This window comes from Sedimenticola sp. (genome assembly GCF_050289425.1).
Lineage (GTDB): Bacteria > Pseudomonadota > Gammaproteobacteria > Chromatiales > Chromatiaceae > Sedimenticola.
This window is the reverse complement of the sequence record NZ_JBNKFS010000002.1, coordinates 141,131-167,783: the sequence shown is the minus strand read 5'-3', so window position 1 is coordinate 167,783 and position 26,653 is coordinate 141,131. Positions and strand designations below refer to the sequence as shown.

Below are 26,653 nucleotides of genomic sequence, written 5' to 3'. Positions count from 1 at the left end.
GAGGGGAATACCTTGAAGCGGAAATATTTTGGGACAGACGGCATTCGCGGTCGTGTCGGTGAAGGGAAAATCACTCCGGAATTTGTCATGCGCCTGGGTTGGGCGGCAGGCCGTGTGCTCGGTAACGGAAAGGGCAGTAAGGTGTTGATCGGCAAGGACACGCGTATCTCCGGCTACCTGCTGGAGTCGGCGTTGGAAGCCGGTCTGGTGGCCGCCGGGGTCGATATCCATCTGCTGGGCCCGATGCCGACCCCCGGCATCGCCTACCTCACCCGTACCCTGCATGCCCAGGCGGGTATCGTGATCAGCGCTTCCCATAACCCCCATTGTGACAACGGCATCAAGTTTTTTTCCAGCGAAGGAAAAAAGTTGCCCGATGAAGTCGAGTTGGCCATTGAGCGGGAACTGGATAAGCCGATGACAACGGTCGAGTCGGAACAACTGGGCAAGGCGTATCGGGTCGGTGACGCGGCCGGTCGCTATATCGAGTTCTGCAAAAGCACCATCCCCTGGACCATGAGTTTCAAGGGGATGAAGTTAGTGGTGGATTGTGCTCATGGGGCGACTTACCACATCGCACCACACGTATTTAGAGAGGTGGGGGCCGAGGTAATAGCAATCGGCGCCGAGCCGGATGGACTCAATATCAACGCCGGTGTGGGTTCAACGCATATTGAAACCCTGCAGAAAGAGGTTCTCAAGCAGCAGGCTGACCTGGGTATCGCTTTGGATGGCGATGGCGACCGACTGATCATGGTGGATCAGAACGGCGCCGTGCTGGATGGGGATGACATACTTTATATCATCGCCTGTTCGCGGTTGCGCCGCGGCGTTTTGGAAGGAGGCGTGGTGGGGACCCTCATGACCAATTTCGGGTTGGAGCACGCCTTGAATGAGCACGGTATCGATCTGGTACGTACCGATGTGGGAGATCGTTATATTCTTGAGCGGTTGCAGGTGGAGCGTTGGTCGCTCGGCGGCGAACCCTCGGGACATATCATCTGTCTTGATCGTACCACGACGGGAGATGGCATTATCTCCGCGCTGCAGGTGCTGGCGGAAATCAACAAGAGCGGCCGCTCCTTGCATGAATTGCGCGATGGCTATCAGAAATTTCCTCAGATCACCCGAAATGTTCAGCGAGGTACCGTGTCGGCTTCAGAGCTGATGGCGGACCCATCGGTACAGCAAGCCGTGGCAGAGGCTGAAACCCAGCTCTCGGGAACGGGCCGCGTGTTATTGCGGCCATCCGGTACCGAGCCACTTATCAGGGTGACGCTTGAGGGGCCAGATGAATCACAGATTCAACAGTTGTCGCTGCAGATCGCAGATATTCTTGTGCAGATTGTCGCTAACGCGACAGACAGGCCGGCTGTCTCTACCGGGTAAAAGTCCAGTCATAGGTATAACTGATTCCATCTATACCATTTCCTGATTTGATTTCGTCTGGAGCGGTGGATAGACTTTTTGCCTCTATCGTCATCTGAAAAGGCCGTCACGGCAGGCCACCTTTGAAGCTAAATCTGTCAGGAGAAAACGATGCGTCAACCACTCGTTGCAGGTAACTGGAAAATGAACGGCTCACTTGAGAGTATCGAGCAGCTGCTTCAGGGGATCAAGGCCGGCATGGGTGACGTAAAACAGGCGGAAGTGGCTGTTTGTGCGCCGGCAATCTACCTCTCTGCCGTTCAACAGCAGTTGCGGGGGACAGCCATTGCCTGGGGCGCCCAGGATGTCTCGGCCGAAACTTCCGGTGCCTACACCGGCGAAATCGCCACTTCGATGCTGCTGGAGTTTGGCTGCAAATATGTCATCGTGGGTCATTCCGAGAGGCGTGCCTATCACGCCGAAAGCGATGAACTGGTCGCGCGCAAGTATGCAGCGGCGCGCTCAGCAGGTTTGGTGCCGATATTGTGCGTCGGTGAAACCCTCGCGGAGCGTGAACAGGGTATTACCGAAGCGGTGGTTGCCCGTCAATTGGATGCGGTGATTGCATTGGAAGGCGCGGCGGCCTTGGGTGACGGGGTTGTTGCGTATGAGCCGGTCTGGGCTATCGGTACCGGAGAGACGGCTACCCCCGAGCAGGCGCAGGAAGTTCATGCCTTTATCCGTAATCGCGTTGCCGGGCAGGATGCGGGCGTCGCGGAAGGGTTGCGAATCCTGTATGGTGGCAGCATGAAACCGGGCAATGCCCAGGAATTGATTGCCAAGCCTGATATCGATGGTGGTCTGATTGGCGGCGCTTCTCTCGATTCGGCTGACTTTTTAGGTATCTGTACGGCAGCTAACTGAGTCCATCAAAAATAATTGCATACTTCAATTGTTTAGGATGATTGTCCGGATTAATTCCGAAAAAAACCTACAAATTATCGCTTTTTGATGCTGATGTGACTTCTTTCTCGCAACTGCATCATGTACAATGCGCGCTTTGAATTTTCAGCAATAAACGGAAGCCCGAATGCAAACAGTTCTGGTCGTAGTTCATCTCTTCCTGGCGGTGGGTGTCATCGGTCTCGTGCTGATGCAGCACGGCAAGGGTGCTGATGCGGGCGCGGCCTTTGGTTCCGGATCATCCGGTACGGTTTTCGGCGCCGCAGGTTCAGCCAATTTTTTGAGCAGGGCAACGGCGCTGCTGGCCACCCTTTTCTTCCTGACCAGTCTGGGTATGGGTTGGTTTTCCATGCAGTCGGTTGAGAAGCCGGGGCTGATGACGGAAGAGGCCAAGCCAGCGATTGAAATCCCGGTCTCCAAACCGGAGCCGATGTCCGAAGTGCCCGCCATTCCCGGTGCAACCAGTGGGAGCTCGGTAGAGGTTCCGGTGGTCTCTCCTGTGACAACCGATAGCGGTGAGAAGCCGAAGGTAGCTGAATGAGATAATCCAGAAAGGCGAAATCGCCTGAATGCCGATGTGGTGAAATTGGTAGACACGCTATCTTGAGGGGGTAGTGGCGCAAGCCGTGCCGGTTCAAATCCGGCCATCGGCACCATTCTGAAAAAACGGTATCACCCGTCAGGGTGATGCCGTTTTTTGCTAGTAAAATCAACATAAGTGCCTGATTATAAAGTTTTTTATTGTCTGTATAAGCTTGACAGATCAAGTCCGCTGCTCTACCATTTCGCCCCGTTAAACTTACGGCTGGGACCACTAATAATGAGAACCCGGTGAGAAGGACGAGAGCAAATGTTAGAGAACTATCTTCCCGTTCTGGTGTTTATCGGTGTCGGCCTGATTGTCGGGGTCGTCATGGTGGCACTGGGTTTTGTGCTCGGCACAAGACGCCCCGATAGCGAAAAGCTGTCTCCCTACGAGTGTGGTTTTGAGGCATTTGAAGATGCCCGCATGAAGTTCGACGTCAGGTATTACCTGGTCGCTATCCTATTTATTATTTTCGATCTTGAGATTGCTTTCCTGTTTCCCTGGGCGGTTGTCCTGGACAAGATCGGTATGGTTGGACTTATTGCTATGACCGTCTTCCTGGGTGTGCTGGTGGTCGGCTTTATCTACGAGTGGAAGAAAGGGGCCCTGGAATGGGAGTAGAAGGCATACTTGAAAAGGGTGTCATCACCACAAGCGCCGACAAGCTGATCAACTGGGCGCGTACCGGCTCCCTCTGGCCGATGACCTTCGGCCTCGCTTGTTGCGCCGTTGAGATGATGCACGCGGCGGCTGCGCGCTATGACATGGACCGGTTCGGAATTATTTTCCGTCCCAGCCCCCGTCAATCGGACGTGATGATTGTGGCCGGCACGCTGGTTAACAAAATGGCGCCGGCACTGCGTAAGGTGTATGACCAAATGGCCGAGCCTCGTTGGGTGATCTCTATGGGATCCTGTGCCAACGGTGGCGGCTATTACCACTACTCCTATTCCGTAGTGCGGGGTTGTGATCGTGTGGTGCCGGTAGATATCTATGTACCGGGTTGCCCGCCTACTGCCGAGGCACTCCTTTACGGAGTGATCCAGTTGCAGGAAAAAATCAAGCGTACCAGTACTATCGCGCGTCAGGACTAGGTGAGTCAGGTTAATGAGCGAAACAGTCAAGACGAAAACCCAGCTTCGCCACGAGACACTGCAGAACAATCTGGTTGATCGTTATGCATCAAGGGGTTGTGTGGTGACTTCCGCTTTGGGTGAGGTCACGATGGTGATCCCCAGAGAACATCTATTGAGCATCGCTACAGAGCTCCGTGACGACGAAGCCTTTTTGTTCGAAGAGTTGATCGATGCCTGTGGTATCGACTACGCGGGCTACGGCGAATCGGAGTGGATGACCCAGGAGGCTTCGACAGCTGGGTTCTGCCGCGGTGTGGAGCGACATAATATAGATGTATCCGCGCGTGGTGAGAACGATCGCTTTGCCGTGGTTTACCACCTCCTTTCCATGTCCAACAACCAGCGTCTGCGCTTGCGTACATTTGTCGATGCTACCCAGCCCATTATCGATTCTGTGGTGGGTATCTGGCGTGGTGCCGACTGGTTTGAGCGTGAAGCCTTTGATCTATACGGCATTATGTTCAGCGGCCATCCGGATCTGCGCCGCATTCTCACCGATTATGGTTTTGTCGGCCATCCGTTCCGCAAGGATTTCCCCCTCGAGGGCAATGTCCAGATGCGTTATGACGCAGAGCAGGCGCGGGTGGTCTATGAACCGGTCTCTCTCGATCCACGTGTGCTGGTGCCGAAGGTGATCCGCGAAGATAACCGATTTGTGTCCACTGCACAGCAGGACTCCACCGATGCCTGAGATTCGTAATTACACCCTCAACTTCGGCCCCCAACATCCGGCCGCTCATGGCGTATTGCGTCTGGTCCTAGAGATGGATGGCGAAGTCATCGAGCGGGCCGATCCGCATATCGGACTATTGCATCGCGCAACGGAGAAACTGGCCGAAAGCAAACCCTTCAATCAGGCTATCCCTTATATGGATCGCCTCGATTATGTCTCCATGATGTGCAATGAGCACGGTTATGTCATGGCGGTAGAGAAGTTGCTGGGCGTCGAAGTACCGCTACGGGCCAAATATATCCGCACCATGTTCGATGAGATCACGCGGATTCTCAATCACCTGATGTGGTTGGGCACACACGCCCTGGATGTCGGCGCCATGACCGTTTTCCTCTACGCTTTCCGTGAGCGTGAGGATCTGATGGATTGTTACGAAGCGGTGTCGGGTGCACGTATGCACGCCGCCTACTACCGAGTCGGAGGCGTCTATCGGGATCTGCCGGATGTGATGCCGCGCTATGCCAATAATCAATTCCGTAGCGATGCCGATATTGCCCGCAAGAATGAGACCCGCCAGGGCTCGTTGCTCGATTTTATCGAAGATTTTGCCAATCGCTTTCCGGCTTTGGTGGATGAGTACGAGACGCTGCTGACCGATAACCGGATCTGGAAGCAGCGTACCGTAGGTATCGGTGTGGTCACCCCGGAGCGTGCCAAACAGCTGTCGTTCACCGGGCCGATGGTGCGGGGATCGGGACTGGCTTGGGATCTGCGCAAGAAACAGCCATATGCCGCCTACGACCGGGTCGATTTCGATATTCCGGTGGGTGTGAACGGTGACTGCTACGACCGCTACTTGGTGAGGGTTGAGGAGTTACGCCAGTCTACGCGGATCATCAAACAGTGTGTTCAATGGTTGCGCGAAAATTCGGGGCCGGTAATTGTGGAAGACCACAAGATATCGCCGCCTGCCCGCGACTATATGAAAGGTGACATGGAGAGTCTGATCCACCACTTCAAACTGTTCACCGAGGGTTACTGCCCGCCGGCCGGTGAGGCCTATGCGGCGGTTGAAGCGCCCAAAGGTGAATTCGGCTGCTATGTGGTTTCCGATGGTGGCAACAAGCCGTTCCGCTTAAAGATTCGTGCTCCCGGTTTTGCGCATCTGGCAGCGATGGACGAGATGGTTAAAGGCCACATGCTGGCCGACGTGGTGGCGGTTATCGGCACCATGGATGTTGTGTTCGGGGAGATTGATCGCTGATGGGTTTCAAGAATTCACCAATGACCACGGTCAAGCCGGCGGAGAATAAAGAGCAACTGTTCTCGGCAGAAATACGGGCAGAGATCGATACCTGGGTGGCCAAGTATCCGGAAGGCTGGCAGCAGTCCGCGGTAATGGCGGCACTACGCATCGTGCAGGATGGCAACGGTGGATACCTGACCCAGGAACTGATGGATCAGGTGGCCGCCTATCTGGATATGCCGCCGATTGCGGTCTACGAAGTCGCCACCTTCTACTCCATGTATGAGCACAAGAAGGTGGGCAAGCACAAAGTCTGTGTCTGCACCAACGTCTCGTGCATGATCAACGGTTCCGACAAGTTGGTCGATCACATGGAGAAAAAGCTGGGCGTCAAACTGGGACAGACCACGGAAGACGGTAAATTTACCTTGAAAGAGGTGGAGTGCCTGGGTGCTTGCGGCGGTGCGCCGATGTTCCAGATCGGCAACAAGTATTACGAGAATTTGACGCCTGAACTGGTCGATTCCATTCTGGACGGGCTGGAGTAAGCATCATGGCAAACGAAGTCTGTCTCAGAAACAATGATCTTGAACGCCCCTGGTTGCTGGAAACCTACCAGAGCCGTGGGGGTTACTCCGCACTGACCAAGATCCTCACCGAGAAGATTCCGCCGGAGCAAGTGATCGAAGAGGTCAAGTCCTCCGGTCTGCGCGGTCGTGGCGGTGCCGGATTCCCGACCGGTCTCAAGTGGAGCTTCATCTCCCGCAACGCCCCGGGACAGAAATATGTGGTGTGCAACTCGGACGAGGGCGAGCCGGGCACCTTTAAGGATCGTGACATCCTGCGTTACAACCCGCACCAGTTGATCGAAGGTATGATTATCGCCGGCTACGCTATCGGCGCTACCGTCGGTTACAACTATATCCGCGGCGAGTTCTGGGAGCCCTACGAGCGCTTCGAAGCGGCGCTGGAAGAGGCGAGGGCAGCCGGCTTCCTGGGAGCCAATCTGCTGGGTTCCGGTTTCGATTTTCAGCTCCACTCTCACTTGGGCGGTGGCGCCTATGTCTGTGGTGAAGAGACGGCACTGCTGGAATCGATTGAGGGCAAAAAGGGTCAGCCGCGCTATAAGCCGCCATTTCCGGCCCATTTTGGACTCTATGGCCGTCCGACCATCATTAACAATACCGAATCGCTGGCTTCCATCCCGGTCATTATGGAAAAGGGCGGCGAGTGGTTTAAAAAATTGGGTGTGGAAAACAGTGGCGGGTCAAAGCTGTTCTCCATCTCCGGCAATCTGAATAATCCCGGGGTGTTTGAAATTCCGCTTGGGACACCGTTCTCCGAACTGTTGGAGATGGCCGGTGGCATGAAGGATGGCCGTAAGATCAAAGCCGTCATTCCCGGTGGTTCCTCGGCGCCCATTATTCCAGGCGATCAGATGATGGATCTGACCATGGATTACGATGCCATCGCCAAGGCCGGCTCCATGCTCGGTTCCGGCGCAGTGATCGTGCTGGATGACACCAACTGTATGGTTAAGGTGCTGGAGCGCATGTCCTACTTCTATTTTGAAGAGTCGTGCGGACAGTGTACGCCTTGTCGAGAAGGTACCGGTTGGCTCTATCGGGTGGTGAGCCGGATCGAACGGGGCGAGGGTCGTCCGGAAGATTTGGCACTGCTGGATGACGTGACGCAAAAGATTGCTGGGCGCACCATTTGTGCACTGGGCGATGCGGCAGCCATGCCGGTTCAAGGCATGCTGAAGCACTTCCGGCATGAATTCGAGTATCACATAGAACACAAGAAATGCATGGTGGGCTGAGGCCATTCCCTGTATTGAACGTTATTTACGGCTACTGGTTAGAGAACTAAATCAATGTCTGAAGACCAGACGATTACAATCGAGATAGATGGTAAGGCGATACAGGCTAAACCCGGTCAGATGCTGATCGAGGTGACCGACGCTGCCGGCATCGATATCCCGCGTTTCTGTTATCACAAGAAACTTTCCGTCTCCGCAAACTGCAGGATGTGTCTGGTTGAGGTGGAGCGCGCGCCGAAACCGTTGCCAGCCTGTGCTACGCCGGTCAACGACGGGATGAAGGTGTTTACCCGTTCTCCGGTCGCGCTGGCCGCGCAGAAAGGGACCATGGAGTTTCTGCTGATCAACCATCCTCTGGACTGTCCGATCTGTGATCAGGGTGGTGAGTGCGAGCTGCAGGATATCTCGATGGGGTACGGCAGCGATGTCTCACGCTTTGTCGAAGGCAAGCGCATCGTCAAGGACAAAGATATCGGACCGCTGATCACCACCGACTTGACCCGCTGCATACATTGTACGCGTTGCGTGCGCTTTGGTGCCGAGATTGCCGGTATCCGTGAATTGGGTGCTACCGGCCGTGGTGAGCACATGACCATCGGCACCTATGTTGAAAAGAGTGTGGATTCCGAACTCTCCGGCAACATTATCGATGTCTGCCCGGTGGGCTCCCTCACCTCCAAGCCTTCTCAGTTCAAGGCCCGTGCCTGGGAGCTGATTCAACGCGATACCATCGCGCCACACGACTCCGTGGGCTCCAATATCCATGTGCACGTCCGTCGCAATGAGTTGATTCGGGTGCATCCGAAGGATAATGAATCAGTCAATGAGTGTTGGATTTCCGACCGTGACCGTTTCAGTTATGAAGGTGTCTACAGCGATGATCGGTTGACCACGCCGATGGTCAAAAAGAACGGCGAGTGGACCCGGGTCAGTTGGGACGAAGCGCTGACGGAAACCGTAAAAGGGTTAAAGGCAGCGGGTGCAGATGTAGGCGCGCTGCTCTCCCCGAATGCCACCCTGGAAGAGTTGTTCCTGGCGCAAAAGCTGGTTAAGGCAATGGGTAGTGAAGCGGTTGACAGTCGCCTGCGTCAGGGTGACTTCCGTGGAGAAACGCCTCGTTTGCCTTGGCTGGGACAGTCGATCGAATCGCTGGAAACGGTGGAGGCCGCCTTGCTGATCGGCAGCCATATTCGTAAAGAGCAACCGATTCTGGCTCACCGTCTGCGTAAGGCCGCCATGGAAGGAGCCAAGATCAGCTTTATCAATCCGATTGAAATAGATTTGAATTACGTTGCCCAGCAACAGGTCACCACTCCCTCTGGCATGCTTGATGAATTGGCGGCGGTCGCCAAGGCGGCGGGTGCCAACGGCGCGCTGATCGATCAGGCGACGGTTTCCCCTCAGCATCAGGCTATCGCCGACAATTTGAAAGCGGCTGCAAAGGGTACGGTGCTACTGGGTAATCTGGCGACCGCACACGGAGACTTTGCTGTGTTACGTTCGCTGGCAAATGCGATTGCCAAGGCGTGCGATGTGACGCTGGGTTATCTGCCGGAAGCGGCCAACAGCGTCGGCGCATATCTGGTCGGTGCGGTGGCTGCCACCGGTCATGATGCACAGGCCATGTTGGCGCAGCCGCGCAAGGCCTATCTGTTGATGGGCATTCAGCCGGGACTGGATCTGTGGCACCCGGCGAAGGCCCAGGCTGCCTTTGATCAAGCCGATTTTGTGGTGGCGTTGACCGCTTACAGAAGTGCTGACCTGGATGCGGCGGCCGATGTCTTGTTGCCGACGGCCGTGTTTGCCGAAACCTCCGGCAGCTATGTCAACGCAGCCGGTATTCGGCAATCCTTTACGGGTGCCATCACGCCGAGCGGCAACACGCGTCCGGCCTGGAAGGTCCTGCGTGTGCTGGGCAATCTGCTGGAAGTGGCCGGGTTTGACTATGTCAGCTCCGACGAAGTACTGGCGGAGATTCAGGCGTTGACGGATGGCGTGACGCCGGACAACAGTGTCACCGACAACGCCGAGCAGACGGTGTTAACCGCAAACGGTGGCTTGCAGCGTATCGGTGATGTGCCGATCTACGCGCTGGATCCGCTGGTGCGGCACGCTGCGTCACTGCAGAAAACCCGCGATGCCATTACGGCTGGTATCTATATCAATAGTGACGAGGCGTCCAGACTCGGTCTGGCGGCTGGCAAGTCGGCCATTGCTGTTCAAGATGGCCAGCGCACCCAACTGCCGGTATTCATTGACCCCAACATACCAAACGGTTGCGTTCGCATACCCGCCGCACTGGCCGGTACGGAAACGCTTGGCGCCCAGTTTGGTGAAGTGACCCTGGAGAAGGTTTAAACGATGGAATCATTGATGACTCTCTGGGAATGGCTTGGCGAAAACCTGATCGTCCTGCAGATCCTGATCAAAATCGTGGTGATCGTTGCACCGCTGATGCTCTGTGTAGCCTACTTTACCTACGCGGAGCGCAAGCTCATCGGTTATATGCAAGTGCGTATCGGCCCCAATCGTGTCGGGCCCAAGGGTTGGCTGCAGCCGATCGCCGACGCCGTCAAGCTGATGTTCAAAGAGATCGTAATCCCGACCAAGGCCAATAAAACCCTGTTCCTGATTGCGCCGTTGCTGACGCTGGGTCCGGCTCTCGCCGCCTGGGCCGTGATGCCTTTTTCCGACGGTCTGGTGCTGGCGGACCTGAATGCCGGACTGCTGTATATCCTGGCCCTCACCTCCATCGGTGTATATGGCGTGATCATCGCCGGTTGGGCGTCGAACTCGAAGTATGCCTTCCTGGGGGCGATGCGTTCCGCCGCCCAGATCGTGGCCTACGAAATCGCTATGGGCTTTGCCCTGGTTGGTGTGCTGGTTGCCGCCGGTAGTCTGAATCTGGGTGAGATTGTCCGTGCCCAGCAGAGCGAAGCCGGTATCTTCGGCTGGTTCTGGTTGCCGCTGTTTCCACTGTTCCTGATCTACTTTATCTCCGGTGTGGCCGAGACCAACCGTGCGCCGTTTGACGTAGCGGAAGGTGAATCGGAGATTGTGGCTGGTTTCCATGTCGAGTATTCCGGCATGCCGTTCGCGGTATTCTTCCTCGGCGAGTACGCAAACATGATTCTGATCTCCGCCCTGACAGCATTGCTGTTCCTGGGTGGTTGGTTGTCACCGCTGCCCGCCAGTTGGGTGGATGGTGTGTTCCTGCTGGGTGACGGCATCCATTGGTTGTTCCTGAAGACGGCTTTCGCCGGCTTCTTCTTCCTCTGGTTCCGCGCCACATTCCCGCGTTATCGCTATGACCAAATCATGCGCTTGGGATGGAAGGTCTTTATTCCGATCACCATCGTCTGGATTCTGGTGGTCGGGCTGATGGTCGTCTACCGTTTCGCCTGGTTTAGCTGAGGTTGGATGAAAGATGAAAATGCTACGCGATTACATCAAAAGTCTGGCCATGCTGGAGCTCCTCAAGGGGTTGAGGGTGACCGGCGGATACATGTTCAAAAAGAAGTTTACGGTTCAATATCCGGAAGAGAAGGCACCGATATCCCCGCGTTTTCGCGGTTTGCATGCGCTGCGCCGCTACGAGAACGGTGAGGAGCGCTGCATCGCCTGCAAACTGTGTGAGGCAACTTGCCCGGCGGTAGCGATCACCATTGAGGTATCGCCACCACTACCGGATGGATCTCGCCGTACCTCCCGGTATGACATTGACTTGTTTAAGTGCATCTTCTGTGGTTACTGCCAGGAAGCTTGCCCGGTCGACGCTATCGTTGAGACACCGATTTACGAGTACCACTTTGAAAGCCGGCAGGATGCCGTTATGACCAAGGAAAAGCTGCTGGCTAATGGTGACAAACATGAACCGGCGTTGGCTGCCTGCATCCGTGCAGACGGCAAATATCGGTAATAGTGGTTTTTAAAAACTGAGACTGGACTAACCCATGACATTCGAGAAGTTTGTCTTTTATCTATTCGCTGCGATCCTGGTGTTTGCCGCGACTATGGTCATCACCCGGCGCAATCCCGTGCACTCGGCGCTGTTTCTGGTGCTGGCGTTTTTCTCCAGTGCCGGCATCTGGTTGTTGGCTGAGGCTGAGTTTCTCGCCATTGTGCTGATTCTTGTCTACGTCGGCGCGGTCATGGTGTTGTTCCTGTTTGTGGTGATGATGCTGGATATCGATGTGGCCACCTTGCGGGCTGGCTTTATCCGATATATGCCGGTCGGCGCCTTGGTAGCGCTGGTGATGGCGATCGAAATTTTCCTGGTTGTCGGTCCGGGCAACTTCGGTCTCGACATAGTTGCTGCACCAGCGGCGCACGCGGCGAACTACAACAACACGGAAGAGCTGGGTAGCGTGCTCTACACCGTCTATATGTACCCGTTTGAAGTTGCCGCGGTTATTTTGCTGGTTGGCATTATCGCCGCAATCGGTTTGACCATGCGCAAACGTCCCGAGACTAAGTATCAGAATCCGTCTTTGCAGGTACGCGTGAAAAAGGCTGATCGCTTACGGGTGATCAAGATGGATGTAGAGGATTGATTGGAGCCGACATGATTGCACTTTCAGACTATCTCATACTCGGCGCAATACTGTTTTCGCTCAGCGTGACGGGTATTTTCCTGAACCGGAAGAACGTCATCATTCTGCTTATGTGCGTGGAACTGATGTTGCTGGCGGTAAATATGAACTTTATCGCTTTTTCCCATTTTCTTGGCGATTCCGCCGGTCAGGTGTTCGTATTCTTTATCTTGACCGTTGCTGCCGCCGAGGCGGCCATCGGCTTGGCTATTCTTGTGGTGCTGTTCCGTAACAAGCGCACCATTAACGTTGAAGATTTGGATACTCTCAAGGGTTAAGCATGGAAAAGATATATCTCCTTATCGTGCTGGCGCCCCTGATTGGCGCAATCATCGCCGGCTTTTTGGGCTCGCGGATCGGTCGTGCCGGTGCGCATTGGATTACCAGCGGCGGCGTCGGCTTCTCCATGCTGTTGTCCTTTTACGTGTTGCTGCAGTTTATCAACGGCACCACAGAGATTTACAACGGCAGCGTTTATACCTGGATGGTCAGCGACGGTATCCGCATGGAGGTCGGTTTTCTGATCGACCAATTGACCGCCATGATGATGGTAGTGGTGACCTTTGTGTCATTTTGTGTGCACATCTATACCATCGGCTACATGGCGCATGACGAAGAGAACTGGCCGAAGACCAGCCTGGCCGGCACCAATAGCTACCAGCGCTTCTTCAGCTACATCTCGCTGTTCACCTTCTCCATGCTGATGCTGGTGATGTCCAACAACTTCCTGCAGCTGTTCTTTGGCTGGGAAGCGGTGGGCTTGGTCTCCTATCTGTTGATCGGTTTCTGGTCGGTGCGGGAAACGGCCGTGTTTGCCAATCTGAAGGCATTTCTGGTCAACCGTGTTGGCGACTTCGGTTTTATTCTGGGGATCGCTGCGGTAGCAATGTATACCAATAGCCTGGATTACGCCGAGGTGTTCAAACTGGCACCGGGATTGGCGGATACGCAGATTACCTTGCTGGGCGACAGCGGTTGGTCGTTGATGACGGTGATCTGTATCTGTCTGTTCATCGGCGCTATGGGTAAATCGGCACAGGTACCGCTGCATGTGTGGCTACCCGATTCGATGGAAGGTCCGACACCCATTTCCGCCCTGATCCACGCCGCCACCATGGTGACCGCCGGTGTGTTTATGGTGACGCGTATGTCACCGCTCTACGAGCTGTCCGAAACGGCGCTGACCTTCGTGCTGGTGATCGGTGCCACGACGGCCCTGTTTACCGGTTTGATCGGCGTGGTGCAGAATGACATCAAACGGGTTGTGGCCTACTCCACCCTGTCACAGCTTGGCTACATGATGGTGGCGCTCGGTGTCTCCGCTTATGCGGCTGGTGTGTTCCATCTGATGACCCACGCCTTTTTCAAGGCGCTGCTGTTCCTGGCCGCCGGCTCCGTGATTATCGGCATGCACCATGATCAGGATATCCGCAATATGGGTGGTATCCGCAAGTACATGAAGATTACCTGGATCACCTCGCTGATCGGCTCACTGGCGTTGATCGGTTTGCCGGGTTCATCCGGTTTCTTCTCGAAAGACGCAATTATCGAGGCGGTGCATCACTCGACCATCTCTGGCTCAAGCTATGCTTACTTTGCTGTCGTTTCGGGTGTCTTCATTACCGCGCTCTACAGCTTCCGGATGTACTTCCTGGTATTTCATGGCAACGGACCCCGTGATGAGCATGCGGCGGCACACCTGCACGAGTCACCCCTGGTGGTTACCGTGCCGTTGATGCTGCTGGCTGTTCCATCACTGTTTATCGGTATGTTTACGGTGGGTGATATGGTGTTCGGTGAGTGGTTCAAGGATGCCATCTTCGTGCTGCCGGAACACAACACCCTGGAAGAGATCGGTTTCCATGGAACCTGGGCCTTCTTTACCCACGGTATCTTTGGTCTGCCGACCCTGTTGGCGGCCTCCGGTGTGGCGGTTGCCTTTATCTTCTATATCAAGAAACCGGCACTGGCCGAGGCTTGGAAGAAACGCTTCGAGAGCGTCGGCATCTACCAGATGTTGGATAAGAAATACGGTTTTGACGAGACCTATCAGGCGCTGTTTGCCGGAGGAAGTCGGGGTATCGGCAACCTATTGTGGGGCTTGGGTGACAGAGGGCTGATTGATGGTTTGATCATCAACGGCTCGGCTCGATCGATCGGCCGCTTCGCTGGCTGGGTGCGCCACATCCAAACCGGTTATCTCTTCCATTACGCAATTGCCATGATTCTGGGTCTGCTTGTTTTGCTGACCTGGTTCGTGATCGCTTAAGAAAGGTAGGACGCATCGCATGTTAGCAGACTGGCCCATTCTCAGTTTGACCATCTGGTTGCCAATCGTTGGTGGCTTTCTGGTTCTCGCAAGTGGAGACAAGGCAGCCAACGCCACCCGCTGGACGGCACTGACCGTTGCGATCCTCACGTTTCTTGTGAGTTTACCGCTCTATTCGGGTTTTGATTCTACGACTGCCGGCATGCAGTTTGTTGAGCGTGCGCCCTGGATTGAGCTGTTCAAAATCGAGTATTACCTGGGTGTGGATGGCATCTCCATGCCGCTGATCATCCTGACAACCTTTATCTCGATTTTTGTCATTATTGCCGGCTGGGAAGTGATCCAGTACAAGCCCTCGCACTATATGGCCGCGTTCCTGATTATGGAGGGCGTCATGGTGGGCGTCTTCTCTGCGCTGGATGCCATGCTGTTCTACGTGTTCTGGGAAGCGATGCTGATTCCGATGTTCTTGATTATCGGTGTCTGGGGCGGACCGAACCGGGTATATGCGACCATCAAGTTCTTCCTCTACACCTTTTTTGGCTCGGTATTCATGCTGGTTGCGTTGATCTACATGTACTTCCAGGCCGGCAGCTTCGATATCCTCGCCTTCCACGATCTGAAAATGGGTCTGGATGTACAGATATTGATCTTTATTGCCTTCCTGATGGCCTTTGCGGTCAAGGTGCCGATGTGGCCGGTCCACACCTGGTTGCCGGATGCCCACGTAGAGGCACCTACCGGTGGCTCGGTAATTCTGGCGGCGATCATGCTGAAGATCGGTGGCTACGGTTTCTTGCGTTTCAGCCTTCCCATCACACCAGATGCCAGCAGCCACCTGGATTGGCTGATTATCACCCTATCGTTGATCGCGGTGGTGTATATCGGCTTTGTCGCGCTGGTCCAGCAGGACATGAAGAAGCTGATCGCCTATTCATCCATCGCCCATATGGGTTTTGTCACCCTCGGTTTCTTTATTGTGTTCATCATCGCCCAGAACAGTACCGCCCAGGGAGGCGCTGCACTGGGTATGGAAGGCGGCATGGTGCAGATGGTTTCCCACGGCTTCATCTCTGCCGCAATGTTCCTCTGTGTCGGCGTATTGTATGACCGTATTCACAGTCGCCAGATCGCCGATTACGGCGGTGTGGTCCACACCATGCCGATCTTTGCCGGCTTCATGGTGTTCTTTGCCATGTCGAATGCCGGACTACCCGGTACCTCAGGTTTTGTCGGTGAGTTCATGGTGATCCTGGCCAGCTTCCGCGCCGACTTCTGGTTTGCATTCCTGGCGGCTACCACACTGATTATCGGCGCCGCCTATACCCTGTGGATGGTTAAGCGGGTTGTCTTTGGCGCGGTCGGCAATGACAAAGTAGCGGCGCTTAGCGATATCAACGGTCGTGAGCTCCTGATACTGGGCTCCTTGGCGGCAGCCGTGTTGATTCTCGGACTCTGGCCCGCGCCGCTGGTAGAGGTGATGGATGCCTCTATCGTCAACCTGTTGAAACATATTGCTGTAACAAAAATACCCTAACCGGCCCTAATTAAGGAATTGGTGAGATTCGATGCAATTTGATACATCCAGCCTGATACCGGTATTACCGGAGATCTTCATCTTGATCGCGGCCTGTGTGGTCCTGGTGGTGGATCTGTTTCTAAAAGAGGATCAACGGGTAATCAGTTATGGCATGACACAAATCAGCCTACTACTGGCCATCGTTGTCACCCTGCTGACGGCGCCGGCGGAAACACGCATTGTATTTGACGGTAGCGTGGTCAGGGATGGTATGAGTGACATACTCAAGATCGCTATCTTTATCATCAGTGCCGGGGCTTTCCTCTATTCCAAAGAGTATCTGCGCGATCGCGATCTGTTTAAAGGCGAGTTTTATGTCCTCGGTCTGTTTGCGGTACTCGGCATGATGGTGATGGTGTCGGCCAATAGCTTCCTGACTGTCTATCTTGGATTGGAATTGCTGGCCCTCTCTTTCTACGCTTTGGTCGCTTTCAATCGGGATTCTGCCGACGCCTCCGAGGCGGCAATGAAATACTTTGTGCTGGGTGCGCTGGCTTCCGGTATGTTGCTGTACGGTATCTCCATGATCTATGGTGCTACCGGTTCCATCGGTTTTCAGGCGATTGGCGAAGGACTGGCCAACCCCGACGTCAATAAAATGGTGCTGGTATTCGGCTTGGTGTTCGTCGTGATCGGTCTGGCATTCAAGTTTGGCGCCGTGCCGTTCCATATGTGGGTGCCGGATGTTTATCAGGGGGCACCGACTGCCGTGGTCACCTTCCTTGGCAGTACCCCCAAGATTGCTGCTTTCGCGTTGGCGATGCGCATGCTGGTTGATGGGCTTGGTGGGTTGCATGGTGACTGGCAGTACATGTTGGTGATCCTGGCTATTCTCTCCATGGGTGTGGGTAACGTGTTTGCCATCGCCCAAAGCAACATCAAACGCATGTTGGCCTATTCGACCATTTCCCATGTCGGTTTTATCCTGATCGGTATTCTTGCCGGTACCAGCAAGGGCTATACTGCCGCCATGTTCTACAGCATCGTCTACGCTATTATGGCGCTTGGCGCCTTCGGTATCGTCATGCTGTTGAGCCGGCGTGGTTTCGAAGCGGAAAACCTGGACGACTACAAAGGCTTGAACGAGCGTAGCCCCTGGTTTGCCGGCATGATGCTACTGGTCATGTTCTCTATGGCGGGTGTGCCGCCTACGGTTGGTTTCTTTGCCAAGATGTTTGTTCTGGAAGCGGTTGTCAGCGTGGATATGACTTGGTTGGCGCTGGTAGGCGTATTCTTCTCTATCATCGGCGCTTTCTACTATCTGCGCATCATCAAGCTGATGTATTTTGACAAGCCGCTGGATTCGACTCCGTTGACGGCTGGTGTGGATACCCAAATTGCGCTGACGGTGAACGGCCTTGCCATGCTGGTCTTGGGTATGTTCCCGGCGGGTCTGCTCTCCCTCTGCGCGACAGCGTTAGGTTAAGGTGCAGGCGTAGAATTAAGTAAAAATTACCCAAAGCCCTGTCTTCCCGGCGGGGCTTTCTCTTAGTGGCATGCGCCATTTCTGCAGTCAGGCAGCCAAATCCCAGGCGATTAAGCCAAGCCAAATATTTAAAAGGGGAAGGGGGTTGTCAAACCTATTTCATGTGCGTATCATCTGCGCCACCAGATGCGGGGTGGAGCAGTCTGGCAGCTCGTCGGGCTCATAACCCGAAGGTCGTAGGTTCGAATCCTGCCCCCGCTACCAAATATAAAAAGGGTCGCTTAGTGCGGCCCTTTTTTGTGCCTGAATAGAACGCATTCGAACCTACGACATCAAACAGTCCGGTTCGACTAGCGCCGTAGGCGCGCTGCACGAGCGCGAATGCGCGAGTCATCCTGCCCCCGCTACCAAACAAGAAAAGGGTCGCTCAGTGCGGTCTTTTTGTTCCCGATTAAAATATTCTCGAACCTTGGGTGTCCGAACAAGCTGAACAAGCTTGTTTAGAAAGAGCCGAATACGGTAAGTCGGATAGCGATAACTCGACCCCGCCGGCTAGCAGAGGCCACTGACCACTCTGGTTGGGGTTGAGTAGTATGTGCCGGAGTAAGCTAGTCGCTGCCGTTTTCCCGGTCTTTCAATCTCTCGGCGATACTCTTGAATGTCTGTTCCTGCACCATGAAGGCTTCAACCACATCCGGGTCGAAATGGGTTCCGCTTGACTGGCTGATAATCTCTACCGCTTTTTCGTGGGAAAACGCCTCTTTATAGACGCGTTTTGAGATCAGTGCATCGTAGACATCCGCCAGTGCCATCAATCTCCCGCTTATTGGAATATCATCTCCCTTCAGCGCAGACGGATATCCAGTCCCATCCCAACGTTCGTGGTGCGTGTAGGCGATGGTCTTGGCGACATCCAGCAGTGGCGTGTTGCCCAATTCTTTCTCGGCGTTTTCAATGGCGTTAAGTCCGTATTCGGTGTGGCGCTTCATTTCATGCCATTCGGCCTCATCCAATTTGCCGGGTTTTAGCAGAACCCGGTCAGGTACGCCGACTTTTCCAATATCGTGTAAAGGTGCTGCCCGGTAGAGCAGTTCTATACGTTCTTCGTCAAGATAGTTTTTGAATTTGGGATGCGCCTTTAACTGAGTTGCCAGCGCTTTTACATAGGATTGGGTTCGTTGAATGTGTTTGCCGGTTTCGTTATCGCGGGTCTCAGCCAGGGATGCCATACAATAGATGGCGACATCGCGGGTACGGGCGATCTCCTCCGTACGCTCTGAAATCACTCTCTCCAGCAAGTGCTGGTGGTTGGCGAGGTTGATTTGGGATCGAACACGCGCTTTGACAATAGGCGGGCTAAAGGGTTTGCTGATGTAATCAGCAGCACCTAATTCGAAACCCTTGATTTCATCTTCCACTTCACCTTTGACGGTGAGGAAAATGACGGGCACGTAGTGGGGCTGGGTCAGTTTTTTTATCTGTTTGCACACTTCATAACCGTCCATGCCGGGCATGAGTATATCCAACAGGACCAAATCTGGTAGAGAGTTTTCCGATATGCGCTTGAGTGCGGTTTTACCGTCTTTGGCAACCGTAATGTGATAATCGTCTTGCAGCAGATTCATTAAGACATCTATGTAGAATGTCTCGTCGTCGACGATCAAAATTTTAGGTCTTGTTTCGGTCATATTTGCTCAACACCTCTGTCTGGATTACGACCCCTTCAACTATAGCGGGTTATGCTTATCGACCGCACCGCTATCCGGGATTGCTGTCAGTATAACGGTTTGCAATAGCATTAAACTCTTCATGGGTGTGTTTGAAGATTTCCACAAGCAGGGGATCGAAATGAGCCCCACTATTGTTCTCTATGTAGGTAACAGCCTCTTCATGGGAGAAGGCTCTTCTATAGTGACGTTTACTGATGAGTGCGTCATAGACATCGGCAACCGCCATCAGTCTGGCGGCCAGTGGAATCTCTCCTTCCTTCAAGCCTTCTGGATAGCCGCTACCGTCCCAACGTTCATGGTGGCAATAGGTAATCTCTTTGGCAATCTTAAGATAGGGGATGTGACCTATGTCACTTTCTGCCTTCTCCAGTGCAGTGCGACCGTAGAGAGTATGTTTATTCATCTCCAGTTTCTCTTCCTCAGAGAACTTGGAAGGCTTACACAGGATGCGGTCAGGCAAGTCTATTTTTCCGATATCATGCAGGGGCACGGCACTTGTTATCATATCGACGGTTTTGGCGTTTAGATGGCCGTGAAACGATTCATGTTGATTCAGTTTTTCCGCCAGGATTCTTACGTACTGTTGAGTCCGCTTGAGATGATTACTCGTTTCATTATCCCGTGCTTCAGCCAGTGCACCCATACTGTAGGTAACGGCATCCTTGGTTTTTTCAATTTGCTCGGTTCGTTCCATCACCAGCCCCTCCAGTGCGATGTGCTGTTGGGCAAGTGCCAGGTGATTCTTTACTCTGGCAAGGAGTATCGGAGGGCTAATCGGTTTGGATATATAATCCACGGCACCCAGCTCCAGGCCGCGAATCTCGTCGTCCACTTCACTTTTTCCGGTTAAAAATACAATGGGGATGTCACTGGTGGAGGGGGCCAATTTCAATTTTTCACACACCTGGTAGCCATCCATGCCGGGCATCATGACGTCGAGCAATATCAACATAGGAGGATGCTTGGCGTTTGCACGCTTAATAGCTTGATCGCCATTTTTTGCAACAGAGACCTTGTATAGAGGTAACAGGAGGCTTAGAAGCAGATCGAGATAAAAAGACTCGTCATCGACAATTAAGATACTCGGTTTATCGTCCATTCCGTTTTGCCTTGTTGTTCGCTAAGAGCGTTCTCTATGCCATTGTTCCAGCGTGTCCATTGCGTCTTCGAAATCATAGTCAGCGACCTGCTTCTCCAGTTGGGTGAAGGTCGCTTTGTCCTGTTCAGAAGTGAGATGGTTTTTGATGGTCTGGACCAGCTTCAGACTACTGCCGTTGCCTTCATCGAGCTTTTGCCGCAGATCGACCACGGCTTGTTCGATATTAATGTTGTCCACCGCTTGCTCAGTAGAAGACGTGTCTGGAGGCGTTTTTTCACCGGCCTGTGCCAGGGTTGATAGCTGACCGAATATCTCTACACAGGCATTGCGGAAGCTTTCCTGGATACCGTCATTATGCTGTTGATGCAGAGAGACTTCCTGTTCGGCGGCGGCACTTTGTAAGCTGCTGGCGCCGATGTTGCCGGCGACTCCCTTGATGGTGTGGACGGTGCGGGTTGCCGCTTCGATGTCCGAGGTGGAGAGTTGGTCCTGCAAAATCTCCAAGGCGTTTTGATGGTCTTCATAGAACTGTCGAGCGAGCTTTTCATACAGCTCACGATTGCCACCGACCCTGGCGATTCCCGCTTTGACATTGATGCCGGGTAAGCGCTCCTGGAGATCAGTGATCTCTTGTTCGCTGACGGTGAGGGGCGGTGGTTTATCTTCAATAGCAGTGTCGATAGGTAGCCATTGACTCAATATTCGGTGAAGATCGGCGGGGTCTATGGGTTTGGGGACGTGCTCGTTCATCCCTGCAGCAAGTGCTTTCTCCTTATCGCCACTGAGTGCGTTGGCGGTGAGTGCAATGATCGGCAAGGTGTTTGATTCAGGCAAATTCCGGATTTTACCAGCCGCCTCATAGCCGTCCATCTGCGGCATTTGGATATCCATTAGTATCACATCGTAACGATGTTCCGATGCGGCAGCGACCGCTTCCATTCCATTCGAAGCGATCGTTATAGTCAGCCCCATTTGTTCCAACAGTTCTCTGGCCACCTGTTGATTGATAAGGTTGTCCTCGACGAGTAGCACTTCGCCTTTGAGCTGTGGCGGTGGCTGGTATGACTGAATACTTGAAATTCCCGCTTCGGCTGCCAGTTCAGGATTCTCGGAAGCCTTGGCCTTTATGATGGCGTCAAAGAGTTGTGACGGGGTGATCGGCTTGATCAGAATGCTGTCGAGTGCCGATTCATCCAGGTGGGTTTCCGACATTTCGCGACCGTATGCGGTGACCATAATGATAATGGGTGGCTGGCCTTCGGTGGCCAATTCGCGGATTTGTTTTGCCACTTGGTTTCCATCCATGCCGGGCATAATCCAGTCAAGTAGGATCAAGTCATAGCGGGAGTCGGTCTGGCGCAGATGGTGCAGCGCCTTGCTGCCAGAGTCGAAGGCGGTGACGTGGAAGGAGAGTGACTCGAGAATATGGCTGAGCACCTCCAGGGAGGTGTGATTATCATCCACTAACAGTACCCGCATACCCCGGATGTCCGGAAGGAGTTTGGGTGAGGTAACGGGTTCGGCGATGGTGAAGGGCAGGGTGAAGTAGAAGCGGCTACCGGCACCAGGTGTACTGTCCACGCCTATTTCACCCCCCATCAGGCTGACCAGTTGCCGGCTGATCGAAAGGCCCAGTCCAGTACCTCCGTATTTCCGGGTCGTGGAGCCGTCCGCCTGGGTGAAGGCATTGAACAGGCTTCCCTGTTTTGCTTTCGAAATACCGATACCGCTATCGATGACATCGAATTGAAGCCATATCTGCTGTGCTTCCTGTTTGCGCTTGCTGATTTTGACCAGAACCTCTCCCTGCTCCGTGAACTTAATGGCGTTGGACACCAGGTTTAACAGTACCTGTCCCAGTCGGAACGGATCCCCCCTGAGTTGGGTAGGAATGTCCTGGTCTTGCTCGAAGACGATCTCGAGACCCTTTTCCACCGCTTTAATGGAAGATAGCGTAGCCAGATTGTGTAGCACGTCCTCCAAGTCGAATTTGACATGCTCTACTTTTAGCTTGCCAGCTTCGATCTTTGAGAAATCGAGAATGTCGTTGATGATCGATAGCAACGACTGGGCTGATAACTGTATTTTTTCGATGTAATCCCGCTGCTTGGTATTCAAGTCGGTGCGGGAGGTGAGATGGCAAAGTCCGACAATGGCATTCATCGGGGTGCGGATTTCGTGACTCATATTGGCCAGGAATTCGCTCTTGAAACGGCTCGCCTGCACAGCCTGATCTTTGGCTTCAGAGACGATCCGGCGTTGGCGACTGATTTGTGCCACCCAGACCAGAATCAGAATGATAATGATCAGGGCGCCACCGGCGGTTTCCCACAGCAGTTTATAGTCGACGCTCTGCTCATAGCGGATTTTCATCCATTTCTGGCGGATGGCAACCATCTCTTCCGGTTGAATGCTGTTGAGAGCTTTCTGCATGATGCCGCGCAGGATGGGCCAATCTTTGCGTACGCCAATAGACAAGCTATTGCTGTAAGGGGTCGGGGCGGCAACTTTGATATTGTTGAGGCCGTGTTCGGTAATCAGGTAGCTGCCGATGGTGAGGTTGCCGACATAGGCATCCACTTCGCCGGCAGAGAGCTTTTTAAGCGCTTCAATGGTATTGCTTACCTTTACTGTCGTGAGGTTAGGATAATCCCGGTTCAGGCGCTCTTCGGTGACATAGCCACTTTCTACCACCACCCGTCTGCCGACTAAGTCATCCAGGTTGTTCAAAAAGAAATCGGTGTCGGTTCGAGTGAATATCACCTGGGGAAATTCCAGGTAGGGATTGGTGAAGTCCAGGTATTTTGATCTCAGCGGTGTCTGGGTCACCGCGGGCAGAAGATCTATTTCACCCTTTTTTATCCTTTTATGTACCTCTTTCCAGGAAATACCGGTAACGGGTGTCATGCCCAGATCTAACTGTTTGGCGATGATCTGGATGACATCTGATGCCATGCCGCGGTAGGTTTTTCCATCACTGTCAAAGTATTCGACCGGGGGGAATACGGGGTCGATGCCGATCCTGATCTCACGGTGGTTGCGCAGCCATACCTTTTCTTTTTTACTCAGTGCAATACGTTTTCGAGCCGGCAAATTGGCGGTGTATTGTGAACTGAGCCATCGGCTCTCTATCTCAGTTTTTTCAGTCTCGCTAATCGAGTCAAGCGCTTTGTCGATGATGTCAATTAGCGGTGCCCATTCAGGATCTGAGCGTGTGACGGCGAAGTTCTGTGGTGCGGCTCCGAGTCCGGGATCCCCGCTGATAATCAAATTACTCAGTTGGTGTTTTCGGATCAGCCATTGCGCCACCGCCATATTTCCAACGTACGCATCGGCCTTCCCCCAGGCCAGTTCCCGAAGCGCTTCCAACGTTGAATCCATCGGTTTGAGATGGATTCTCGGGTGTTGCTCCTGTAACTGCCGCATGGTGGCAAAGCCGTTTTCGATTACCACTGTCTTGTCATAAAGGGATTCGATCGTGCGATAGGGCGGGGAGGCGTTTCCATTCGAGATGATGACCTTCTGAATCTGAGTAAACGGCTCGCTGAATAGGAGTTTCTCTTCCCGTTCCGGTTTGCGGGTGATGGTCGCGCCCACTTTCAGTTCACCCTGCATGACTTTATTCAGCATCTGTTTGAACGTGGGGCCCGTTGAGGGGGTAAATTTGATACCCAGACGCTTTTCCAATAGAGCGAGGTAGTCGGCAGCAATACCCTTATGGCGCCCCGTCTCATCAATGTAATCGATCGGTGGCCAGTTTCCATCTACACCGATATCGATATTAGGGTGTTGTGCAAGCCAGGCGATCTGGTCATTGGTTAGATCGATACCTGATCGGTCTTCAGCGCTATCCCATTGCGCCCCCAGCCACTGCTGAATGGCGACGATCTTGGTTTGGTATTCGATGGCGTGGATACCCTGGTTGACCGACTTCAGCAGCGCTTGGTCATGACGGCGGAGAGCGGCGGTGATAGCCGCCGTATACAGGGGGGTATGGGTGTGTCGGTATTGCCCGGCTTTGCCGGATTGGAGTAACGCGTAGTCGGCGGATATCTCATCACTGATGAAACCCTGGATTTGGCCTTGTTCTACGGCTCGGATCATCTCTCTGGTGTCATTGTAGAGACGTAGCTGGGACGGCGAATAGCGGTTGGCGAGTTGGCTTGGAATGCTCACCTGGGTGTAGCCGAATACAGCACTATCGGCGTCTGGCGCGGTATCCGTGCCGGCCAGGCTGTATAGAAAGACCGGTATTTCAAGCAGCGGGTCGGAAAGTTGCAGGCCGGATGGTAGATCGGCAGGGTAGTAGATCGAACCGCTGATATCCGCTTGCCCCTTTGCCACACGGTTGAGGGACTGGCTCTCTTCCAGTAATCGGAAGGCCACTTTGTTGCCGGTTTTATGGGCCCATTCTTGCCAGAGCTGATTCAGAATGCCGGTGGGTTCGCCCTCTTCGTCAAACATACTGAAGGGCGGCATATCCCGCCGGTTTACGATGGTGATGACGTCCTGGGTATCGGTTTGATTGCTGCCCAGCCAGCGCGTTTCGATGTCAGCGCGTTCTTCGGTCGTGATGGCCTTTAGCCCTTGATTCAGCTGCTTCAGCAGCGCCTGGTTCCCTTGCTGCACGGCCCCCAGGTAGGTGCGGGTATAGACCGGCTTTTCCGGGTAATAGATAAAGTTGGAACTTTTGCCGGTATGCTTCAAATGGTAACGGTAGTTTATGCCGGGAGAGATGAATGCCTTGATTTCTCCCCGGTCAGCGGCGGCGTAGAGTTTGGGGAAGTTGTCATAGACCACGAATGCCGCATGCGGCAGGCGCTGCCGCATGAAGGTTTCGGTATAGCCTTTTGGCACCCCGATTTGTAGTCCGATCAAGTCTTCCAGCTTTTGAATGCCACTGATCGATCGATGGTGAAAAAAGTGATAATCGAGTTCCAGTAGCGGGTAGTCCGCATAATCCAGAAACCGATCCCTCTCTTTGGTGAAAAACAGTCCCGCATGAATGTCGGCGGTGCCGTCCTTGACGGCTTGCAGGGTTTGATCCCAGGGTAATGCCTCGAATTGGACTGGAATGCCTGTTTTGGTGGACCAAAGCTTCCAGATATCCATCAAGATGCCGGCCGCTTCCCCATTTTCGTCCCGGTATTTGAGTGGGGGGTTGCCCTCGTTATAAACGATGATGGTTGGAGTGGGTTTTTCCTGGCCGGCATCCAGGGCTGCACTGAAAGCGGAGGGGCTGCTGATTAGGGACAACATCAGCAGCAGCAATCCCGACCAGTCAGTCCTTTTGACCATCCCTAAATTACCTGTTTGTTTATATGGTCTTGAGAAATCTAACACACTTTTATTGGATGTGAAGGTAAGAGACGGTTTTCTGAGCTTATCATCACGCGTGATAGTCAGACACCAGGTTCGGAAAATGGTGGGGTACGCGAAGATTGTCGTGTCGCCGGACCGTTGCTGGGTCCGCTGTCCCGCCAAGTTGTTTATCTTCCCCCGATTGCATGACGGGGATGTCGCGGGTATAATCAGCGCGATTCGGTAGCCGTGATGGCTGTTTGCAGTGAAAAGTCAGTAAATTCATTGCGTTAAGAAGGACCCCGTTTGGGGTTTTTTTATTGGTGTCGCCGGCCAACAGCCAGCCACCTGATTATTCTTGGGCCAATGGCCCTTTTTTTGTTTCTGGTTTTTTATCTACGAGTATGGCTGGCGCATCAGAAAGTTTGATTGAAATTGTCCGGGGGGCGGTTGAGCCTCTTGGCTATGAGCTGGTCGGCGTGGAGTACCTGAGTCAGGGAAGGGGCGGGTCACTGTTGCGGATCTATATTGATCATGAAGACGGGATCAGCGTGGATGATTGCGCTGTAGTCAGTCATCAGGTCAGTGGTGTTTTGGACGTGGAGGACCCGATCAAGGAGAACTACAGCCTTGAGGTCTCCTCGCCAGGTCTGGATAGACCGTTGTTTTTTGAAAAGGATTATGTGCGATTTGCCGGTCAGAAAATCAATGTCCGGTTACGCACAAAACTGCATGAGCGGCGTCGCTTTGAAGGCGTGCTGAAAGGTCTGCAGGATGGCAAGGTCCTGGTGGTTGTGGACGGTGAAGAGACCGCCCTGCCGCTGGATTTGATTGATAGAGCGCGATTAGTGCCTGAATTTTGA

Annotated in this window: 21 protein-coding genes and 2 tRNA genes; 20 read left to right on the top strand and 3 right to left on the bottom strand. The window is 53.8% G+C overall.

Annotated elements, in window-relative coordinates:
• Positions 1-12 precede the first annotated feature (12 nt).
• The 19 genes from glmM (at position 13) to ACQY5R_RS01900 (ending at position 17,924) form a co-directional block, all read left to right on the top strand.
• Positions 13-1,389: a phosphoglucosamine mutase gene (glmM, locus tag ACQY5R_RS01990; protein ID WP_428603854.1), complete on the top strand. Its 1,377-nt coding sequence runs from the start codon at positions 13-15 to the stop codon at positions 1,387-1,389.
• A 150-nt stretch (positions 1,390-1,539) separates the two neighbouring features.
• Positions 1,540-2,292, top strand: a complete 753-nt coding sequence (tpiA, locus tag ACQY5R_RS01985) for a triose-phosphate isomerase (protein WP_428603852.1) — start codon at positions 1,540-1,542, stop codon at positions 2,290-2,292.
• 166 nt (positions 2,293-2,458) lie between these two features.
• Positions 2,459-2,872 (top strand): preprotein translocase subunit SecG, encoded by a 414-nt coding sequence (gene secG / locus ACQY5R_RS01980; RefSeq protein WP_428603850.1) that lies wholly within the window; start codon positions 2,459-2,461, stop codon positions 2,870-2,872.
• Positions 2,873-2,902: 30 nt separating this feature from the next.
• Positions 2,903-2,987: transfer RNA gene (locus ACQY5R_RS01975), tRNA-Leu, on the top strand.
• A 194-nt stretch (positions 2,988-3,181) separates the two neighbouring features.
• Positions 3,182-3,538 (top strand): NADH-quinone oxidoreductase subunit A, encoded by a 357-nt coding sequence (locus tag ACQY5R_RS01970; RefSeq protein WP_428603848.1) that lies wholly within the window; start codon positions 3,182-3,184, stop codon positions 3,536-3,538.
• A complete protein-coding gene (locus ACQY5R_RS01965) occupies positions 3,529-4,011 on the top strand; it encodes a NuoB/complex I 20 kDa subunit family protein (RefSeq protein WP_428603846.1) in 483 nt (160 codons plus the stop codon). The genes ACQY5R_RS01970 and ACQY5R_RS01965 overlap by 10 nt, the downstream gene beginning before the upstream one ends.
• 13 nt (positions 4,012-4,024) lie before the next feature.
• Positions 4,025-4,744, top strand: a complete 720-nt coding sequence (locus ACQY5R_RS01960) for an NADH-quinone oxidoreductase subunit C (protein WP_428603843.1) — start codon at positions 4,025-4,027, stop codon at positions 4,742-4,744.
• Positions 4,737-5,990, top strand: a complete 1,254-nt coding sequence (locus ACQY5R_RS01955) for an NADH-quinone oxidoreductase subunit D (RefSeq protein ID WP_428603841.1) — start codon at positions 4,737-4,739, stop codon at positions 5,988-5,990. Before ACQY5R_RS01960 ends, ACQY5R_RS01955 begins: the two co-directional genes overlap by 8 nt.
• Complete coding sequence (gene nuoE / locus ACQY5R_RS01950; protein WP_428603839.1) at positions 5,990-6,520, top strand: NADH-quinone oxidoreductase subunit NuoE; 531 nt, start codon at positions 5,990-5,992, stop codon at positions 6,518-6,520. Before ACQY5R_RS01955 ends, nuoE begins: the two co-directional genes overlap by 1 nt.
• Before the next feature lie 5 nt (positions 6,521-6,525).
• The gene (nuoF, locus tag ACQY5R_RS01945) at positions 6,526-7,794 is read left to right on the top strand and encodes an NADH-quinone oxidoreductase subunit NuoF (RefSeq protein WP_428603837.1); all 1,269 of its coding nucleotides are present in this window, start codon (positions 6,526-6,528) and stop codon (positions 7,792-7,794) included.
• 54 nt (positions 7,795-7,848) lie between these two features.
• Positions 7,849-10,152: an NADH-quinone oxidoreductase subunit NuoG gene (nuoG, locus tag ACQY5R_RS01940; RefSeq protein ID WP_428603835.1), complete on the top strand. Its 2,304-nt coding sequence runs from the start codon at positions 7,849-7,851 to the stop codon at positions 10,150-10,152.
• 15 nt (positions 10,153-10,167) lie between these two features.
• A complete protein-coding gene (nuoH, locus tag ACQY5R_RS01935; RefSeq protein ID WP_428603833.1) occupies positions 10,168-11,208 on the top strand; it encodes an NADH-quinone oxidoreductase subunit NuoH in 1,041 nt (346 codons plus the stop codon).
• A 13-nt stretch (positions 11,209-11,221) separates the two neighbouring features.
• Entirely contained in the window at positions 11,222-11,713 is a 492-nt protein-coding gene (gene nuoI, locus ACQY5R_RS01930; RefSeq protein ID WP_428603831.1) for an NADH-quinone oxidoreductase subunit NuoI, read from the top strand.
• Positions 11,714-11,747: 34 nt separating this feature from the next.
• Positions 11,748-12,347 (top strand): NADH-quinone oxidoreductase subunit J, encoded by a 600-nt coding sequence (locus ACQY5R_RS01925; protein ID WP_428603829.1) that lies wholly within the window; start codon positions 11,748-11,750, stop codon positions 12,345-12,347.
• A gap of 11 nt (positions 12,348-12,358) precedes the next feature.
• On the top strand, positions 12,359-12,664 hold the full coding sequence (gene nuoK / locus ACQY5R_RS01920; protein WP_428603827.1) for an NADH-quinone oxidoreductase subunit NuoK: 306 nt from the start codon (positions 12,359-12,361) through the stop codon (positions 12,662-12,664).
• Between the two features lie 2 nt (positions 12,665-12,666).
• Complete coding sequence (gene nuoL / locus ACQY5R_RS01915) at positions 12,667-14,655, top strand: NADH-quinone oxidoreductase subunit L (protein WP_428603825.1); 1,989 nt, start codon at positions 12,667-12,669, stop codon at positions 14,653-14,655.
• Positions 14,656-14,674: 19 nt separating this feature from the next.
• Positions 14,675-16,192 carry an NADH-quinone oxidoreductase subunit M gene (locus ACQY5R_RS01910; RefSeq protein ID WP_428603823.1) on the top strand — a complete coding sequence of 506 codons (1,518 nt, stop codon included), beginning with the start codon at positions 14,675-14,677 and terminating at the stop codon, positions 16,190-16,192.
• A 31-nt stretch (positions 16,193-16,223) separates the two neighbouring features.
• A complete protein-coding gene (gene nuoN, locus ACQY5R_RS01905; RefSeq protein ID WP_428603821.1) occupies positions 16,224-17,660 on the top strand; it encodes an NADH-quinone oxidoreductase subunit NuoN in 1,437 nt (478 codons plus the stop codon).
• A 187-nt stretch (positions 17,661-17,847) separates the two neighbouring features.
• Positions 17,848-17,924 (top strand) — tRNA-Met (locus ACQY5R_RS01900).
• Positions 17,925-18,268: 344 nt separating this feature from the next.
• Here ACQY5R_RS01900 and ACQY5R_RS01895 read toward each other — a convergent pair.
• From ACQY5R_RS01895 to ACQY5R_RS01885, 3 genes are all read right to left on the bottom strand, one after another.
• Positions 18,269-19,348 carry an HD domain-containing phosphohydrolase gene (locus ACQY5R_RS01895; RefSeq protein WP_428603819.1) on the bottom strand — a complete coding sequence of 360 codons (1,080 nt, stop codon included), beginning with the start codon at positions 19,346-19,348 and terminating at the stop codon, positions 18,269-18,271.
• Between the two features lie 70 nt (positions 19,349-19,418).
• Positions 19,419-20,489 carry an HD domain-containing phosphohydrolase gene (locus ACQY5R_RS01890; protein WP_428603817.1) on the bottom strand — a complete coding sequence of 357 codons (1,071 nt, stop codon included), beginning with the start codon at positions 20,487-20,489 and terminating at the stop codon, positions 19,419-19,421.
• Between the two features lie 21 nt (positions 20,490-20,510).
• Entirely contained in the window at positions 20,511-25,787 is a 5,277-nt protein-coding gene (locus ACQY5R_RS01885; protein WP_428603815.1) for a transporter substrate-binding domain-containing protein, read from the bottom strand.
• Between the two features lie 326 nt (positions 25,788-26,113).
• Between ACQY5R_RS01885 and rimP the strand changes: the two genes are divergently transcribed.
• On the top strand, positions 26,114-26,653 hold the full coding sequence (gene rimP / locus ACQY5R_RS01880; protein ID WP_428603813.1) for a ribosome maturation factor RimP: 540 nt from the start codon (positions 26,114-26,116) through the stop codon (positions 26,651-26,653).

What these genes read in the sequence shown, in the direction of transcription:
- ACQY5R_RS01885 (WP_428603815.1), bottom strand. Translation starts at nt 25,787, where the DNA reads ATGGTCAAAAGGACTGACTGGTCGGGATTGCTGCTGCTGATGTTGTCC.
- ACQY5R_RS01895 (WP_428603819.1), bottom strand. Translation starts at nt 19,348, where the DNA reads ATGACCGAAACAAGACCTAAAATTTTGATCGTCGACGACGAGACATTC.
- secG (WP_428603850.1), top strand. Translation starts at nt 2,459, where the DNA reads ATGCAAACAGTTCTGGTCGTAGTTCATCTCTTCCTGGCGGTGGGTGTC.
- nuoG (WP_428603835.1), top strand. Translation starts at nt 7,849, where the DNA reads ATGTCTGAAGACCAGACGATTACAATCGAGATAGATGGTAAGGCGATA.
- tpiA (WP_428603852.1), top strand. Translation starts at nt 1,540, where the DNA reads ATGCGTCAACCACTCGTTGCAGGTAACTGGAAAATGAACGGCTCACTT.
- ACQY5R_RS01910 (WP_428603823.1), top strand. Translation starts at nt 14,675, where the DNA reads ATGTTAGCAGACTGGCCCATTCTCAGTTTGACCATCTGGTTGCCAATC.
- ACQY5R_RS01890 (WP_428603817.1), bottom strand. Translation starts at nt 20,489, where the DNA reads ATGGACGATAAACCGAGTATCTTAATTGTCGATGACGAGTCTTTTTAT.
- ACQY5R_RS01960 (WP_428603843.1), top strand. Translation starts at nt 4,025, where the DNA reads ATGAGCGAAACAGTCAAGACGAAAACCCAGCTTCGCCACGAGACACTG.
- nuoL (WP_428603825.1), top strand. Translation starts at nt 12,667, where the DNA reads ATGGAAAAGATATATCTCCTTATCGTGCTGGCGCCCCTGATTGGCGCA.
- ACQY5R_RS01955 (WP_428603841.1), top strand. Translation starts at nt 4,737, where the DNA reads ATGCCTGAGATTCGTAATTACACCCTCAACTTCGGCCCCCAACATCCG.
- nuoI (WP_428603831.1), top strand. Translation starts at nt 11,222, where the DNA reads ATGAAAATGCTACGCGATTACATCAAAAGTCTGGCCATGCTGGAGCTC.
- nuoF (WP_428603837.1), top strand. Translation starts at nt 6,526, where the DNA reads ATGGCAAACGAAGTCTGTCTCAGAAACAATGATCTTGAACGCCCCTGG.
- ACQY5R_RS01970 (WP_428603848.1), top strand. Translation starts at nt 3,182, where the DNA reads ATGTTAGAGAACTATCTTCCCGTTCTGGTGTTTATCGGTGTCGGCCTG.
- ACQY5R_RS01925 (WP_428603829.1), top strand. Translation starts at nt 11,748, where the DNA reads ATGACATTCGAGAAGTTTGTCTTTTATCTATTCGCTGCGATCCTGGTG.
- nuoN (WP_428603821.1), top strand. Translation starts at nt 16,224, where the DNA reads ATGCAATTTGATACATCCAGCCTGATACCGGTATTACCGGAGATCTTC.
- ACQY5R_RS01965 (WP_428603846.1), top strand. Translation starts at nt 3,529, where the DNA reads ATGGGAGTAGAAGGCATACTTGAAAAGGGTGTCATCACCACAAGCGCC.
- nuoE (WP_428603839.1), top strand. Translation starts at nt 5,990, where the DNA reads ATGGGTTTCAAGAATTCACCAATGACCACGGTCAAGCCGGCGGAGAAT.
- nuoH (WP_428603833.1), top strand. Translation starts at nt 10,168, where the DNA reads ATGACTCTCTGGGAATGGCTTGGCGAAAACCTGATCGTCCTGCAGATC.
- nuoK (WP_428603827.1), top strand. Translation starts at nt 12,359, where the DNA reads ATGATTGCACTTTCAGACTATCTCATACTCGGCGCAATACTGTTTTCG.